The organism is Corallococcus sp. 4LFB (assembly GCF_046520365.1).
Classification (GTDB): domain Bacteria; phylum Myxococcota; class Myxococcia; order Myxococcales; family Myxococcaceae; genus Corallococcus; species Corallococcus caeni.
The window spans coordinates 1-14500 of the sequence record NZ_JBKGHJ010000194.1; the positions used below are offsets into that span (position 1 = coordinate 1).

At 70.1% G+C, this 14500-nt stretch carries 11 protein-coding genes and 2 pseudogenes; 7 read left to right on the forward strand and 6 right to left on the reverse strand.

All coding sequences use genetic code 11. The features are described from left to right. Nucleotides 1-331 precede the first annotated feature (331 nt). The 3 genes and pseudogenes from ACLEQD_RS21180 (at nt 332) to ACLEQD_RS21190 (ending at nt 2469) form a co-directional block, all read left to right on the forward strand. On the forward strand, nt 332-1330 hold the full coding sequence (locus ACLEQD_RS21180) for a polyprenyl synthetase family protein (protein WP_410386149.1): 999 nt from the start codon (nt 332-334) through the stop codon (nt 1328-1330). Further along, a pseudogene (locus ACLEQD_RS21185) lies at nt 1327-1614 on the forward strand (GbsR/MarR family transcriptional regulator); the annotation flags it as partial. The gene ACLEQD_RS21180 and the pseudogene ACLEQD_RS21185, both read left to right, overlap by 4 nt. Nucleotides 1615-1941: 327 nt before the next feature. After that, entirely contained in the window at nt 1942-2469 is a 528-nt protein-coding gene (locus tag ACLEQD_RS21190; protein ID WP_410386167.1) for a gamma-glutamylcyclotransferase, read from the forward strand. Nucleotides 2470-2473: 4 nt separating this feature from the next. Here the strand turns inward: ACLEQD_RS21190 and ACLEQD_RS21195 are convergent, their stop codons facing one another. Continuing rightward, nucleotides 2474-3871, reverse strand: coding sequence for a PQQ-dependent sugar dehydrogenase (locus ACLEQD_RS21195; RefSeq protein WP_410386151.1), 1398 nt, complete (start codon nt 3869-3871; stop codon nt 2474-2476). Nucleotides 3872-4262: 391 nt separating this feature from the next. Between ACLEQD_RS21195 and ACLEQD_RS21200 the strand changes: the two genes are divergently transcribed. The 3 genes from ACLEQD_RS21200 to ACLEQD_RS21210 all read left to right on the forward strand — a co-directional run bounded on the left by ACLEQD_RS21200 (nt 4263) and on the right by ACLEQD_RS21210 (nt 5757). Further along, complete coding sequence (locus ACLEQD_RS21200) at nt 4263-4523, forward strand: hypothetical protein (RefSeq protein WP_410386153.1); 261 nt, start codon at nt 4263-4265, stop codon at nt 4521-4523. Continuing rightward, nucleotides 4520-5302 (forward strand): heme oxygenase (biliverdin-producing), encoded by a 783-nt coding sequence (locus ACLEQD_RS21205; protein WP_410386155.1) that lies wholly within the window; start codon nt 4520-4522, stop codon nt 5300-5302. Before ACLEQD_RS21200 ends, ACLEQD_RS21205 begins: the two co-directional genes overlap by 4 nt. A gap of 116 nt (nt 5303-5418) precedes the next feature. Beyond that, nucleotides 5419-5757 carry a PilZ domain-containing protein gene (locus ACLEQD_RS21210; protein WP_410386169.1) on the forward strand — a complete coding sequence of 113 codons (339 nt, stop codon included), beginning with the start codon at nt 5419-5421 and terminating at the stop codon, nt 5755-5757. Here the strand turns inward: ACLEQD_RS21210 and ACLEQD_RS21215 are convergent. The 5 genes and pseudogenes from ACLEQD_RS21215 to ACLEQD_RS21235 form a co-directional block, all read right to left on the reverse strand. After that, on the reverse strand, nt 5741-6700 hold the full coding sequence (locus ACLEQD_RS21215) for an aldo/keto reductase (RefSeq protein WP_410386157.1): 960 nt from the start codon (nt 6698-6700) through the stop codon (nt 5741-5743). The two genes, ACLEQD_RS21210 and ACLEQD_RS21215, sit on opposite strands and share 17 nt — an antisense overlap. Nucleotides 6701-6730: 30 nt before the next feature. Then, complete coding sequence (gene glgB, locus ACLEQD_RS21220; protein WP_410386159.1) at nt 6731-8935, reverse strand: 1,4-alpha-glucan branching protein GlgB; 2205 nt, start codon at nt 8933-8935, stop codon at nt 6731-6733. After that, the gene (locus ACLEQD_RS21225; protein WP_410386161.1) at nt 8932-10266 is read right to left on the reverse strand and encodes a phosphotransferase; all 1335 of its coding nucleotides are present in this window, start codon (nt 10264-10266) and stop codon (nt 8932-8934) included. The genes glgB and ACLEQD_RS21225 overlap by 4 nt, the downstream gene beginning before the upstream one ends. Nucleotides 10267-10272: 6 nt before the next feature. Next, nucleotides 10273-11922: a maltose alpha-D-glucosyltransferase gene (treS, locus tag ACLEQD_RS21230; protein WP_410386163.1), complete on the reverse strand. Its 1650-nt coding sequence runs from the start codon at nt 11920-11922 to the stop codon at nt 10273-10275. Nucleotides 11923-11939: 17 nt separating this feature from the next. Then, nucleotides 11940-13935: pseudogene (locus tag ACLEQD_RS21235) on the reverse strand (alpha-1,4-glucan--maltose-1-phosphate maltosyltransferase). A 211-nt stretch (nt 13936-14146) separates the two neighbouring features. On the opposite strand from ACLEQD_RS21235, the gene ACLEQD_RS21240 reads away from it, so the two are divergent. Further along, nucleotides 14147-14500: sigma-70 family RNA polymerase sigma factor (locus ACLEQD_RS21240; RefSeq protein ID WP_410386165.1), on the forward strand; the 354-nt coding region annotated here is incomplete at its 3' end.

Below are 14500 nucleotides of genomic sequence, written 5' to 3' on the forward strand. Positions count from 1 at the left end.
GGCGGCCGTCCAGGGGCGGGGGGGCCCCAGCAGGGGCGCGGACGCGCCGGGCAGCGAGGCGCCAGGGCGGAAGAGGGGGACGCCGGTGGCGAGGGAAGCGAAGCTCTGGACGAGGCGGCGGCGGAGGGCGGCGGACACTGGGCTTCGTTTCCCATGGCCGCGCATTCCCCCTCAATCGGACCCCCAAGCAGTCGCTCGCGCACGGCCGCCCACCTGCCGGCCTCATCCGCCGCTATCGACGCACTGTCCGCCTGCCTGGTGGGCAGGAGGGATTCAGGTGCAGTTCACGCGGTCTTGAACTATATGAACGACCCGGAAGGAGACCGCGCACATGGATGTCGCTCACGAGCTGACGGAGTTTCTGGGGCAGGTGGAGCAGCGGCTGACCGAATTGCTCGCGGATGGCGACGTCGGGCCGGACGTGAAGGGCGATACGCTGATGGACGCGGCCCGCCACCTGTGCCTGGGTGCGGGGGGCAAGCGGGCGCGCCCCATGCTCGTCCGCCTGTTCGGCGGCGTGGTGGGCGTGCCGGCCGCGCGGCTGGTGGACGTGGGCGTGGCGGCGGAGATGATCCACTCGGCCAGCCTGCTGCATGACGACGTGGTGGACGCGGGCATGTTCCGCCGGGGCCGCCCGACGGTGAACGCGCGCTGGGGCAACATCGTGGCGGTGATGAGCGGCGACCTCATCCTGTCCACGGCGCTCTCGCGGCTGTCCATGCTGGACGCGCGCCTGGTGCAGGGCGGCCTGGCCATCGTCACGGAGATGACCCGCGCGGCCATCGCGGAGGTGGAGGCGCGCGGCGACCTGAACCTGCCGCTCACGCGGCTGCGCTACATCGCCGAGGGCAAGACGGGGTCGCTGTTCGGCTGGTGCGGCAAGGCGGCCGCGACGCTGGCGGACCAGCCGGAGGCGATGGAGCGCTTCGACGCCTTCGGCCGGCACCTGGGCGTGGCGTTCCAGATCGCCGACGACATCCGCGACATCCTGGGCACGGACGTGGGCAAGCCCCGGTACGCGGACGTGCACTCGCGCACGCCGTCGCTGCCCATCCTGCTGGCGGTGTCGCGGGATGAGTCCCTGCGCCGCAAGCTCAAGGACGCGTGGGCGTTCTCCGTCATCACCCCGGAGCGCACCCGGGAGATTGGCGCCGCCATCGAGGCCACCGGCGCGGTGGAGGCGTCCATGGACATGATGAACGCGGAGATCGGCGCGGCGCTCGACAAGCTGGGGCCCTTCGCCAGCGACGCCGCGGGCGCGGAGCTGATGAGCTGGGCGCACCGGCTGTCGGAGGGCATCGCGCAGCAGGTGAAAGGGCGCGCTGCATGAAGGGCTACCTGTGGACGGGGGGGGAACCCGGGAGCCAGAAGACCCTCGCGCCGCCGGAGCACGGACGGCTGGCGCCATGGGAGGCCATCGCGGTGGAGGCGGTGGGCAACGTCATCGAGTTCTGGGGCTTCAAGCGCAACCAGGGCCGGGTGTGGGGCCTGCTGTACCTGCGCGGTGAGCCGCTGACCGCCGGTGAGATTGAACGCGAGCTGGAGCTGTCCAAGGGCGGCGTGTCCATGCTGCTGCGCGACCTGGAGCACTGGGGCGTGGTGCAGCGGGTGCGCGTGCCGCAGGACACGGTGTGGCGCTACGCGGCGGAGACGGACCTGGTGCGGATGGTGACGCACGTGGTGGAGGAGCGCGAGGCGGCCTTCGTCACCCGCATCCGCGCGGACCTGTCCGAGGCGCGCCGGCTGGCGGAGGTCGCGGGCGGCGTGCAGCCGGAGAAGCTGCGGAAGCTGGAGCGCATGGCCGTCCTGGCCGAGCACGTGGAGCGCGCGCTGCGGCTGTTCATCAAGACGTCCCGCCTGGACGTGGGAGGGGTGCTCGGCGCGTTCCGCGACGGCGCCTCGCGCGCAAGGGCGAGCGGTAGGCAAGACGAGGGCACACGCATGGATTCGCACTACGACCAGGTGATGAAGGCGCGCGAGCAGGCGGACGCGAGCGCCCCCCGGCGCTACTTCGCGTACTCGACCATCCTGGACCGGGCCGCCTTCGACGAGTGGAAGCACCAGCACAGCTACGGCTTCTTCGAGCTGCCGGAGGGCCGGCTCGCCGAGGCGCTGGACGTGGACCTCGTCTACGACTTCCCCTCGCGCTGGTGGGGCGGCCGGGTGGCGGGCCTCACGGACGCGCCGGGCGCGCGGGTGTACGGCCGGCTCTTTGAAATCCCGGGCAAGGACTGGCCCATCGTCCAGCACAAGGAGGGCTTCGTCACCAGCATGTGCGTGGAGCGCACGGTGCGCGTGCGCGTGGAGGGCCAGGAGGTGGAGGCCACCGCGTTCGTGACCCACCCGCGCCGCGCGTCGTCGGACGGGCCGGTGAGCCCGCGCTTCGTGGAGGCGCTGGTGCGCGGCGCGAGGAGCGCCGGGCTGCCCGCGGACTACGTGGAGAAGCTGGCGCTCGGCGAGCCGCGCTGACGGCCTACGGCAGGGTGAGGGGCGCGATGCGGTAGAGCGCCCCGGCCTGGTCGTCGCTGACGATGAACGCCCGGCCCGGGGCCAGGGCCACGTCCACCGGACGGCCCCACACGCTCTGGTCCGGGTTCACGAAGCCGGTGACGACGTCCACCTCGCCCGTGGGCTGGTGCGTGTCCGGGTCCCACGGGAAGACGGTGACCTTGTAGCCGGTCCGCACGGTGCGGTTCCACGAGCCGTGGTAGGCGACGAGCGCCCCGCGCTTCCAGGCCGGGTTGAGCTCCGCGTTGTCGAAGAACGTCAGGCCCAGGGGCGCCGAGTGCGCCTGGATGCCCTGGTCCGTCCTGTCCAACGCCGCGCAGTCCGCGTTGGAGCCGTCCCGGTTCATGTCGTAGTCGCGGTCCAGGGGCATCTGCTTCAGGCCGCTGGCCGTGTCCGGGTTGGGGTTGCAGAAGGGCCAGCCGTAGTGGCCGCCCTGGCGCACGGAGGTGAGGGCCTCCGGCGGGTGGTTGTCCACGTACTCCGGAATCACCTTGCCGTACTGGCCGGTGCCGTCATCGAACGGGTAGGGCGTGTTGTCGCGGTTGTTGACCGCGACCCACAGCGTGTCGGTGCCCGGCTCCCACGCCAGCCCCTCCGCGTTGCGCAGGCCCCGCGCGAACAGCTCGCGCGAGCCGCCGCTCCAGTCCCACCGGTAGATGGCGCCGCGCAGCGGGTCGCTGGTGGTGTCGCTCAGGCACACGTTGCAGGTGGACGCGATGGCCACGTACACGCGGTGCTGGGAGTCCACCGCGAGGTTCTTCAGTTCGTGGCCGTAGGTGCCGTGCAGCTCCGGCAGGGACGCGTCCGGCAGCCCGGAGATGACGGTCTCCGCCGCGCCGCGCGTCGTCTCACCGGCCATCCAGCGCGAGCGCGTGACGCGGTCCTTCTCCGACAGGAAGACCCACACCTGGCCGTCGCGCTCGTGGAAGACGATGTCGTGGGGCCGGCCCAGGCCGCCCGCCCACTGCGTCACCTCCGGCGCCTGGCCCGAGCGGGGACGCACCTGCATCACCTTGCCCTGGCCGGGCACGGAGACGAGCAGCGTGCCCTCCGGCGAGAACGCGATGAAGCGCGCCCCCGGCACTCGCGCCCAGACCGACACCATCATCCCTGATGGGATGTTCAGGAAGCGCGGCACGTCGAACGGCGCGCCCCGCATTCCCTCCGGAACCTGGACCTCCGTGCTCTGGAGCGTCCACTCGGGAGGCTGGCCGGCGTCCGGGGACAGGCCCGCGTCGGCGATGCCCGCGTCCACCGTGCCCGCGTCCTGGGGAGTGGGGAAGGGGACGGGAGAGTCGGTACGGCAGCCCGACTGCAAGGACATCAGCCCCAGGAAGGTCGTCAGCAAGAGCGGTAGCCGCATGGTCCCATTTTCCTGACCGGGAGCCCGGAGGGAAGACGACAAGTTGCCGACCCTGAATCCACTGAACGAAACCTGAACAAACCTTCAGCCATTTCTTCCGCCGCTCCGGAGCCCCCTGAACAGACCTGAACAAACCTTCAGCCATTTCCTCCGGGCAAACAAGGCCCCATGCCTACATGAACGGAAGGACAGTGGGAGGTTGGAGCGTGAAACATTGAAACAATCAAAGACAGTTATTGATTGTATTTGATGCTTGCTTGTCTTTTATTTGATGTCTCATGTCTGTGTTTGAGGCCTCCGGATCAGAACGGCGTGGACCGGGCTTGACGGCGGAGGCGCGTTGTGGCCTCATGAAGTTGATTTCGATAATCAAAATCAAAAGGAGGTCGCGATGCTCGGTCAGGGATGCTGCAGGGCGGTGCTGGCGCGAGGCCCGTGCGCGGAGGTGACGCGGTGCAGCTGTGGGCACATCCACCTGGCGGTGGGGCCGGTCACGCTTCGCCTGGAGGAGGACGTCCTGCGCGCGCTGGGCCACACCCTGGTGGAGGCCATCCAGCAGCTGGAGGCGCCGCCCGCGCACGAAGCCGGGGCGTCCGAGCCTCAGGCCGCCACCGCCGCCCACGGGGCGCCTGGCGGCGGGTGGAAGCAGTGAGCCTCCGGGGCACCCTCCGCTGGGGCGGCTTCGGGCGCTCCGCGAGGGACCGGCGCCTGCCGTCCGCGGCCTCCGGGGACCTCCCGTCCACGCAGCGGCTGTCGTCGCGGCTGGAGGAGGGGACGGGGATGGTGCGGCGCCAGGCGGAGCAGTCCCCCTTCCTGGAGGCGCTCTTCCACGGCGCGTGGAGCGGCGGCGTCTACGGCCAGTTCGTGCGGGCCCGCCACTACGTGAACCACCTGCGCCAGCTGCACGTCGTCTACGAGGCGCTGGAGTCCGTGCTGCCGGCGCTGCAGGACGGCCCCCTCACGCGGGTGCTGCGGCTGCCGGAGCTGCGGCGGGCCTCCGCGCTGGTGGCGGACCTGGACGGGTTCTGCGGCGACACGCGCACGAAGCCCTTCGCCTGCGCGCGGACGCGGCTGCACGCCGAGCGCATCCACGAGGTGGCGGCGGAGGCCCCGCACCTGCTCCTCGCCCATGCCTGGGCGCGCTGCGTGCAGGACCTCTTCACCGCGCCCCAGCGCTCCGGGCTCGTCGCTCGCGCGTTCGAGCTGGAGAACGGCCGGGGCATGGCCTTCTACAACGCGGTGTCCGCCGGAGAGCTGCCCGCCTTCCAGGCGCGGCTGACGGCCCGCCTGGACGAGGTGCCGCTGACGGAGGGCGAGGCCCAGGAGGTGGTCCAGGAGGCACGGCTGGCCTTCCGCATCCAGGCGCTCATCTGCGACGAGCTGGCGCGGGATGCGCCGGGGCTCGAGGCGCTGGGCAGCCCTCAGGGGTAGGGTGGAGCCGAACCCACCGTGGAGGTCGTCCGGCCCCACGGTTCTCCTCTTCGCCTGGGAGGGCGATATGCCCTTTCGTGACAGTCACGCTAGAATGGCAGATCGTGACACTCCAGATGACCTCTCACATTGATCGCCGCGCCTTCCCAAGGATCCACGCGCCCCTCTACTCGCGTCCCGCGCGAATGAAGGTGGGCGACAAGAAGCAGGTGCTCGACGTCAGCCTCGGGGGCGCGCGCATCTACTCCGACGAGCCGCAGGACGTGGGCTCGCGGTTGGATCTGGAGTTGTTCCTTCCGGACGGCAGCTCGCTGGAATGCACGGCGCGCATCGTCTGGGTCATCAAGCTCCCCAAGGACGCCGTGGCCCGCTTCGAGGTCGGCCTGTCCTTCATCGACGTGCCGGAGCCCGTCCTGGCGCAGCTGAAGACCGTGCTCGTCACGGATGAAACATAGACGCGCTGTCCAGCTCCCGCAGATCGTCCGCGTCCAGCTTCAGGGAGAAGGCCCCGAGCAGCTCCTTCACCTGCGCAACGGACGTGGCGCTGGCGATGGGCGCCTCCACCGTGGGCCGTGTCGTCAGCCACGCGAGCGCCACCTGCGACGGTGTGGCCCCCCGGCGCTCCGCCACCTTCTTCAGCGCGGCGACGACGCCCCAGCCCTTCGCGTTGCCGTACTTCTTGAGCACGTTGCCCGCGCGCGGTGAGGCCGGCGCCGGCTGCCCCTCCTGGTACTTGCCGGTGAGGAAGCCCGCGGCCAGTCCGAAGTAGGGCGCCACGGCGAGGCCCTCCCGCTCACACACCTGCTGAAGCGCGCCCTCGAACTTCGAGCGCTCCACCAGGTTGTACTCCGGTTGAAGCACCTGGTAGCGCGCGAGCCCCAGCCGCTGCTGCGTGTCCAGCGCCTCCTGCGCGCGCTCGGCGGAGTGGTTGCTCAGGCCCAGCGCCTTCACCTTGCCCGCCTTCACCAGCGCGTCGAAGGCGCGGAGCGTCTCCTCCAGGGGCGTGTTCGGGTCGTCGTAGTGCGCGTAGTACAGGTCGATGCGCTCCACGCCCAGGCGGCGCAGGGACGCGTCCACGCTCGCCTCGATGTGCTCGCGCGTGAGGCCCTTGCCCAGCGCCGTCTCCGCGCCGACCTTCGTGGCCACCACCAGGCGGTCCTTCGCCTTGCGCGAGGCAAGCCACTTCCCCAGCACCGTCTCCGACTCGCCGCCCACGTGGCCGGGGACCCACCGCGAGTACACGTCCGCGGTGTCCACGAAGTCGCCGCCGCCCTCCACGAAGGCGTCGAGCACGGCGAACGAGGTCGCCTCGTCCGCCGTCCAGCCGAAGACGTTCCCGCCCAGACACAGCGGGAACACCTCCAGGCCCGTCGCTCCCAGCTTCCGCTTCGCCGCCATGCCCGAGGTCCTTCCGGTGAGGCCGGGGCGCTACCCCGGCGTGAACCACACCACCGACAGCGGGGGCAGGGTGAGCGCCGCGGACGCCGGCTGGCCGTCCCAGCCCGTCGCCTCCGTGTGCACCTGGCCCCGGTTGCCCAGGCCGCTGCCGCCGTACTCCCCGGCGTCGGTGTTGACCAGCTCCACGTAACGGCCGTGGAGCGGGAAGCCCACGCGGTAGTCCTCGCGCGGCACCGGCGACATGTTGGCCACGCAGACGACGTGACGTCCGGGCGTGCGCGAGCGGCGCACGAAGGCCAGCACGTTCGCCGCGGAGGCGTCCGGCTGCAGCCACTGGAAGCCCACCGGCTCGCTGTCGGAGTCGTAGAGCGCGGGCAGGTCGCGGTAGATGCGGTTCAGGTCGCCCACCAGCTTCTGGATGCCCTTGTGGCCCGGGTCGTGGAGCAGGTGCCAGTCCAGGCTCTTGTCGTGGTTCCACTCCGCCGGCTGGCCGAACTCGCCGCCCATGAAGAGCAGCTTCTTGCCCGGGTGGGCCCACATCCACGCGAACAGCGCGCGCAGGTTGGCGCGCTTCTGCCATTCATCGCCCGGCATGCGCCCGTAGAGGCTGCCCTTGCCGTGCACCACCTCGTCGTGGCTCAGCGGCAGCATGAAGTGCTCGCTGAACGCGTACAGCAGGCCGAAGGTGAGCTGGTTGTGGTGGTACTGCCGGTAGACGGCGTCCTTGGAGAAGTACGACAGCGTGTCGTGCATCCAGCCCATGTTCCACTTGAAGTGGAAGCCCAGGCCGCCCTCGCTGACGGGCTGGGACACCTTGGGCCACGCGGTGGACTCCTCCGCGATGACCACCACGCCCGGGTGCTTGCGGCGGATGGTGTCGTTGAGCTCGCGCAGGAACTGGATGGCCTCCTCGTTCTCGCGGCCGCCCCAGCGGTTGGGGATCCACTCGCCCTGCTTGCGGCTGTAGTCCAGGTAGAGCATGGAGGCCACGGCGTCCACGCGCAGCCCGTCGATGTGGTACTCCTCCAGCCAGAACAGCGCGTTGGCGATGAGGAAGTTGCGCACCTCGTTACGGCCGAAGTTGAAGACGAGCGTGCCCCAGTCCGGCTGCGCGCCCTTGCGCGGGTCCGCGTGCTCGTAGAGGGACGTGCCGTCGAAGTTGCCCAGCGCGTGGCTGTCGCGCGGGAAGTGGCCCGGCACCCAGTCCACGATGATGCCGATGCCCTCCTGGTGCAGGTAGTCCACCAGGTAGCGGAAGTCGTCCGGGTGCCCGAAGCGCGACGTGGGCGCGTAGTAGCCGCCCACCTGGTAGCCCCAGGAGCCGCCGTAGGGGTGCTCCGACACGGGCAAGAGCTCCACGTGCGTGAAGCCCGTCTCCTTCACGTAGCGCGACAGCTCCGGCGCCAGCTCGCGGTACGTCATGGGCCGGTCGCCGTCCTCCACCACGCGGCGCCAGCTGCCCAGGTGCACCTCGTAGACGCTCCACGGGTGGTGGGCCGCGTCCACGTGCTTCTCCCGCGCCTCCAGCCACGCGCTGTCGCCCCACGCGTAGCGCTGCAGGTCATGCACCACCGACGCGGTGGCGGGCGGCGTCTCCGTGCGGAAGGCGAAGGGGTCCGCCTTGAGCAGCGCGCCCTCGCCGTGGCCAGGCCTGATTTCGAACTTGTAGCGGGTGCCCTCGCCGACCTCCGGGACGAACAGCTCCCAGATGCCGGAGGAGCCCATGCGCCGCATGGCGTGCAGGCGCCCGTCCCAGCCGTTGAAGTCGCCCACCACGGACACGCCCCGGGCGGTGGGCGCCCACACGGCGAACGACGTGCCCTTCACGCCGTTGTGGTGGAGGAGGTGCGCGCCCATGCGCTCCCAGAGCCGCTCGTGGCGGCCCTCGCCGGCGAAGTACAGGTCCATCTCCCCGATGGTGGGCAGGAAGCTGTACGGGTCGCGCAGCGTGAAGACCTTCTTGCCCGGGTACTCCACCTCCAGCAGGTAGCCGAAGGGCTCCGTGCGGCCGTTGATGCGCGCCTCGAAGACGCCGCCGGTGCGGTGCACCATGGGCACCTTGCCCCCGAACTCCGGCAGGACGTGGATGGCCACGGCCTCCGGGCGGTAGGCGCGCACCACCACCGCGTCGCCGTCCGGATGCACGCCCAGCATGGAGTGGGGTTCCGGGTGGCGCAGCTCCACCACGCGTTGCAGCTCCGCGTCCACCTGTGCTCTGTCCGCCGGCTTCCTCACTGGGCATCCTCCATCCGCAACAGGGCCTCGACGGGGATGCGCACCCAGTCCGGCCGGTTGGCGAGTTCGTAGCGCACCTCGTACAACAGCTTCTCCAGCTCGAAGGCGCGCAGCATCACGTCGAAGGCTTCGTCACTGTCGGGCAGGAAGGGCGCCCCGCGCGTCGCCTGGCGGTAGCCCTCCAGGAACGCGTCGCGGGTGGGGCCCACGCGCCCGCGCGGCTGGCCGCCCTCCAGCGCCACCGTGGCCTCCGCGTAGTCGAAGGAGCGCAGCATCCCCGCCACGTCGCGCAGCGCGCTGTACTTCTCCCGGCGCGCGGTGAAGGAGCGGGACGGCTCGCCCTCGAAGTCGAAGAAGAGCCACTGGTTCTGCGAGCGCAGCACCTGGCCCAGGTGCAGGTCGCCGTGGATGCGGATCTTCTGGCCGGAGGGCGCCACCTGCGCCAGCCGCTTCGCGTACGCGATGAGCCCCTCGCGCCGGCCCTCCAGGTCCGCGTGCAGCCGCCCGGCGTCCGCCAGCGTCACGCCCAGTTCGCCCACGATGGACGCGCTCCAGCGCTGCAGGTCCTCCTGGAGCAGCGGCTCCGGGGAGAACGCCAGGTCGTCCGGCCCCGCGGAGGCGAAGGCCTTGTGCAGTTCGCCCAGGCGCGCGCCCAGCTCCCGCATCTCCCCGAGGAAGCGCTCGCTCAGCGCCTTCTCCTGGCGCAGCCGCTCCAGCGAGTACTTCCAGCCGTCCACGGCGTCCGGCACGAAGCGGTGCGCCACCGCGAGCGTCGCGCCCGCGGGCCCCTCCAGGTTCAGCGCGCCCACCAGCTGCGGCGTCGCGCGGAAGTCCGTCTTCGTCGCGAGGAAGCGGCCCACCTCGTATTCGGGGTTCACGCCGGCCTCCAGCTTGCGGATGACCTTGATGATGACCCGCTCGCCCAGCACCAGCGACGTGTTGCTCTGCTCCACGTTGAGCCGGCGCACGCTGAGGGGCTCCGGCAGCGCTACGCCGCTGTCGGTGGAGGCGATCCACTCCCCCACGACGCGGCCGGAGCCGGACGACACCACCCGGCCCTCGCGGGCCAGGTTGAAGACGGCGCGCACGCAGTCGTCGTCCTCCAGGGCGCTGGTCAGCCCCTCCGGCGTCTGCCGGGCCTGGAGCTGGTAGCGCTCCGGCTGGCCCAGCTCATAGGCGACTTCGATGATGGCCAGGGTGAAGGAACACGTGCCCAGCTCCATGGTCACGTGGTCCGCCACGCTGACGCTCTTGATGGGCCACGCCTTGCCGGCGAACCAACGTTGGGCTCTGAGGAAGTCTGGCAGCTTGGTCAGGTCCAGGGGGGTCACGCGGGGTTACTCCTTCGCCTGCAGCGGCTTGTCCAACCGGAACCACAGGAACATGTAGGGCCCCATCGACAGCTGATAGGGCAGGTCGCTGATGCGGGGGAACGCGGTCTCTCCAATCAACTCCACGGGGATGCTTCCTACGAACTCGCGCAGGTCCAGCACGCCCGGCTGCGCGAAGCGCGACAGGTTGCACACGACGAGCACCGTCTGGCCCTCCCACTCGCGCACGAAGGCCAGCACCTTGCGGTTCTCCGTGGTGAGGAAGCGCAGGGTGCCCATGGCGAACACCGGGTAGCGCTGGCGGATGCGGATCATCCGCTTCACCCACTGGAGCAGGCTGGACTTCTGCCGCTCCTGGGCCTCCACGTTGATGGACTGGTAGCCGTAGACGGGGTCCGCGATGACGGGCGCGAAGAGGCGCGCGTAGTCCGCGCGGCTGAAGCCCGCGTTGCGGTCGCCGGTCCACTGCATGGGCGTGCGCACGCCGTTGCGGTCGCCCAGGTAGATGTTGTCGCCCATGCCAATCTCGTCCCCGTAGTAGAGGACCGGCGTGCCGGGCAGGGTGAACAGCAGGCTGTGCATCAGCTCGATGCGCCGGCGGCCGTTGTCCATCAGCGGCGCCAGCCGGCGGCGGATGCCCAGGTTGATGCGCATGCGCGGGTCGGTGGCGTACTCCCGGTACATGTAGTCCCGGTCCTCGTCCGTCACCATCTCCAGCGTCAGCTCGTCGTGGTTGCGCAGGAAGATGGCCCACTGGCAGGACTCCGGGATGTCCGGCGTCTGCTGCATGATTTCGACGATGGGCGTGCGGTCCTCGCGGCGCACCGCCATGAACAGGCGGGGCATCACCGGGAAGTGGAAGCCCATGTGGAACTCGTCGCCCTCGCCGAAGTACACGCGCACGTCGGCGGGCCACTGGTTGGCTTCCGCGAGCAGCACCTTGCCCTGGTACTCGGAGTCGATGGTTTTGCGCAGGCGCTTCAAGAACGCGTGCGTCTCCGGGAGGTTCTCGCAGTTGGTGCCCTCGCGCTCGAAGAGGTAGGGCACGGCGTCGCAGCGGAACCCGTCCACGCCCATGTTGAGCCAGAAGCGCATGACGTCCAGCATGGCTTCCTGCACTTCGGGGTTGTCGTAGTTCAGGTCCGGCTGGTGGCTGAAGAAGCGGTGCCAGAAGTACTGCTTGGCCACCGGATCCCACGTCCAGTTGGAGCGCTCCGTGTCGGTGAAGATGATGCGCGCGCCCTTGTAGGACTCGTCCGTGTCGCTCCACACGTACCAGTTGCGCTTGGGGCTCTTGGGGTCCCTGCGCGCCTCCTGGAACCAGGGGTGCTGGTCGCTGGTGTGGTTGACGACCAGCTCGATGATGATGCGCAGCCCGCGCTTGTGCGCCTCTTCCACCAGCCGCTGGAAGTCCGCCAGCGTGCCGTAGTCCGGGTGGATGCCGTAGTAGTCCGCGATGTCGTAGCCGTCGTCGCGCAGCGGCGACGGGTAGTGCGGCAGGAGCCACAGGCAGTCCACGCCCAGGTCCTGGAGGTACGGCAGCTTTTCAATCAGGCCCGGGATGTCCCCGTGGCCGTCCCCGTTGGAGTCGTGGAATGCGCGGATGTGCAGCTCGTAGATGAGCGCTTTTTTGTACCAAAGCGGATCCAGTTCCATACGCCTCTCGGATGGGGTCACTCGAAGTAGTCGAACGCCTGTTCGGTGCGGCGGTAGCGGTAGACGGCCCAGATGGCCGCGGGCTGTTCGGGCGTCAGGCGCACCTGCACGTCCGGGCCCTGCCACAGCGAGCGCTGGTCGGCCATCAGCTCATGCACCTGGTAGGTCTCCTCCGCGTTGACGCCCAGCCACTCCATGGGCACGTGGAGCAGCGCCTCCTGCGGCGCGTACGGATCCAGGCTCACCGCCACCAGCACCGTGCTGAGGCCGTCCGGCGAACGCTTGCCGTAGAAGACGACGCGGTCGTTGTCGGACTCGAAGAAGCGCAGGCCCTGGTACTGCTGGAGCGCGGGGTGCGCCTTGCGGACGGCGTTGAGCCTGCCAATCCAGCCGGAGATGTTGCCCGGCCGGTCCCAGTCCCACGCGACCAGCTGGTACTTCTCCGAGTCCAGGTACTCCTCCTTGCCCGGCACCGGACGGCCCTCGCACAGCTCATAGCCGGAGTACATGCCCCACACCGACGACAGCGTGGCGGCCAGCGCCACGCGCAGGCGGAAGGCGCCGGGGCCCGCGTTCTGGAGGTTCTCCGGGAGGATGTCCGGCGTGTTGGGCCAGAGGTTGCCGCGGAAGTAGTCCGACACGGGCGGGCTGGTGATTTCCTCCAGGTACGTGCGCAGCTCGTCCTTGAAGAGGCGCCAGGTGAAGTACGTGTACGACTGGGTGAAGCCCACCTTGCCCAGGGCCTTCATCACCTTCGGGCGGGTGAAGGCCTCCGACAGGAAGAGCACGTCCGGGTGCAGGTCCTGCACCTCGCGGATGAGCCAGTGCCAGAACTGCATGGGCTTGGTGTGCGGGTTGTCCACGCGGAAGGTCCGCACGCCGTTGTCCACCCAGTGCAGCACGACGGACTTGAGCTCCTTCCAGAGGGCGTCCCGCGCGGGGCCCATCCAGTCGAAGTTGACGATGTCCTCGTAGCGCTTGGGCGGGTTCTCCGCCGTCTTGATGGTGCCGTCCGGGCGGTGCTGGAACCACTCCGGATGCTCCTTCACGTACGGGTGGTCCGGCGAGCACTGGAAGGCCAGGTCCAGCGCCACTTCGATGCCGTGCGCCTTCGCCGCGTCCACGAACGCGCGGAAGTCCGCCAGCGTGCCCAGCTCCGGGTGCACGGCCTTGTGGCCGCCCTCCGCGGCGCCAATGGCCCACGGGCTGCCCACGTCACCGGGCTCCGCGCGCAGGCTGTTGTTCCTGCCCTTGCGCGCGGTGCGGCCAATGGGGTGGATGGGCGGGAGGTAGACGGTGTCGAAGCCGAGCTTCTGGACGTACGGCAGCCAGCCCTGCGCGTCCTTGAAGGTCCCGTGCGTCTTGCCGTCGCGCTTCGCCGAGCGCGGGAAGAACTCGTACCAGGCGGCGTTGCGCGCCTTCTCCCGGTCCGCGAACACCTCCAGCACCTTGTCGTACTTGCGAGCGAGCGTGCGGTCCGGGTGGCGTGACGCCGCGTCCGCCAGGTCGGGGGAAAGCGCGACGAGGAGGTGGTCCGGCGTGGGCGGCGTGCGCAGGCGGGCCCCGGCCTCGGCGAGCACCCGGTGGTCCTCTGCGGCCCTTGCCCTTCGCGCGCGCGGCGGCGCCCTCCAGCAGCGCGGCGCCCTCCAAGAGCTCGCTCTTCACATCGCGGCCGGCGTCCACCTTGCGCTTGAGCTCGTGCGCCCAGGTGCGGAAGAGGTCCGGCCAGGCTTCAATCGTGAATTCGTAGCGGCCGTTGTTCGCCAGGGGGATGGAGCCTTCCCAGGCGTCGTTGTTCTTGAAGGTGAGGGGGACCTCCGCCCAGTCCGTCTGCTGGGCGGCGGGGGTGACCTGGCGCCAGCGGGCGACGGCCACGAGGACGTCGTGGCCCTCCTTGAAGATGTCCGCCCGGACGGTGAGGCTCTCCCCTGCGATGCGCTTGATGGCGTAGCGCCCCGCGTCCAGCTCCGGCTGGACATTCTCGATGAACACGCTTCCGAGTCGTTCGGTCATATCGGCTGGCGGCCCCTTATAGGACTCCGAGTCAGTGGCTCCAGGCAGCAATGCGCGGGTGTGGTGGATTGAGGATGGCGGCCGCCCGGTCGCGTTGGCCTGTCAACGTTAGGAACGGAGGGAGCGGCCGCCCACCCCGAGGTGCTGTGTGGACGGCCTCCGATAGTTGAAGCTGGGATCCGCCCCGCCGGTTGCGGTATCCGGGACGAACATGGCGCCTACCGACCCCGCTGCTCAGCAAGCGAGTGACCTGTCGGCCGACCGCGACCTGCTGAAGCAGGTGGCGCTCGGCAGCGCGGCGGCCATGCGGGGTGTCTACGCGCGGTGTTCGGCGCGGGCGTTCGCCATCGCGGTGCGGCTGTTGCCCACGCGCGCGGACGCGGAGGAGGTGCTGCAGGAGACCTTCCTGGACGTGTGGCGGCGCGCGCGCGAGTTCGACCCGGCGCGCGGCGGACTGGAGACGTGGGTCACGACCATCGCGCGCACGCGGGCCATCGACCGGCTGCGTTCGCTGGGCACGGTGTCGCGGATGGTGGAGGGGGTGGCCCAGCAGCCGCCGCCGGTG

What these genes read in the sequence shown, in the direction of transcription:
- ACLEQD_RS21180 (WP_410386149.1), top strand. Translation starts at nt 332, where the DNA reads ATGGATGTCGCTCACGAGCTGACGGAGTTTCTGGGGCAGGTGGAGCAG.
- ACLEQD_RS21190 (WP_410386167.1), top strand. Translation starts at nt 1,942, where the DNA reads ATGGATTCGCACTACGACCAGGTGATGAAGGCGCGCGAGCAGGCGGAC.
- ACLEQD_RS21195 (WP_410386151.1), bottom strand. Translation starts at nt 3,871, where the DNA reads ATGCGGCTACCGCTCTTGCTGACGACCTTCCTGGGGCTGATGTCCTTG.
- ACLEQD_RS21200 (WP_410386153.1), top strand. Translation starts at nt 4,263, where the DNA reads ATGCTCGGTCAGGGATGCTGCAGGGCGGTGCTGGCGCGAGGCCCGTGC.
- ACLEQD_RS21210 (WP_410386169.1), top strand. Translation starts at nt 5,419, where the DNA reads ATGACCTCTCACATTGATCGCCGCGCCTTCCCAAGGATCCACGCGCCC.
- ACLEQD_RS21215 (WP_410386157.1), bottom strand. Translation starts at nt 6,700, where the DNA reads ATGGCGGCGAAGCGGAAGCTGGGAGCGACGGGCCTGGAGGTGTTCCCG.
- treS (WP_410386163.1), bottom strand. Translation starts at nt 11,922, where the DNA reads ATGGAACTGGATCCGCTTTGGTACAAAAAAGCGCTCATCTACGAGCTG.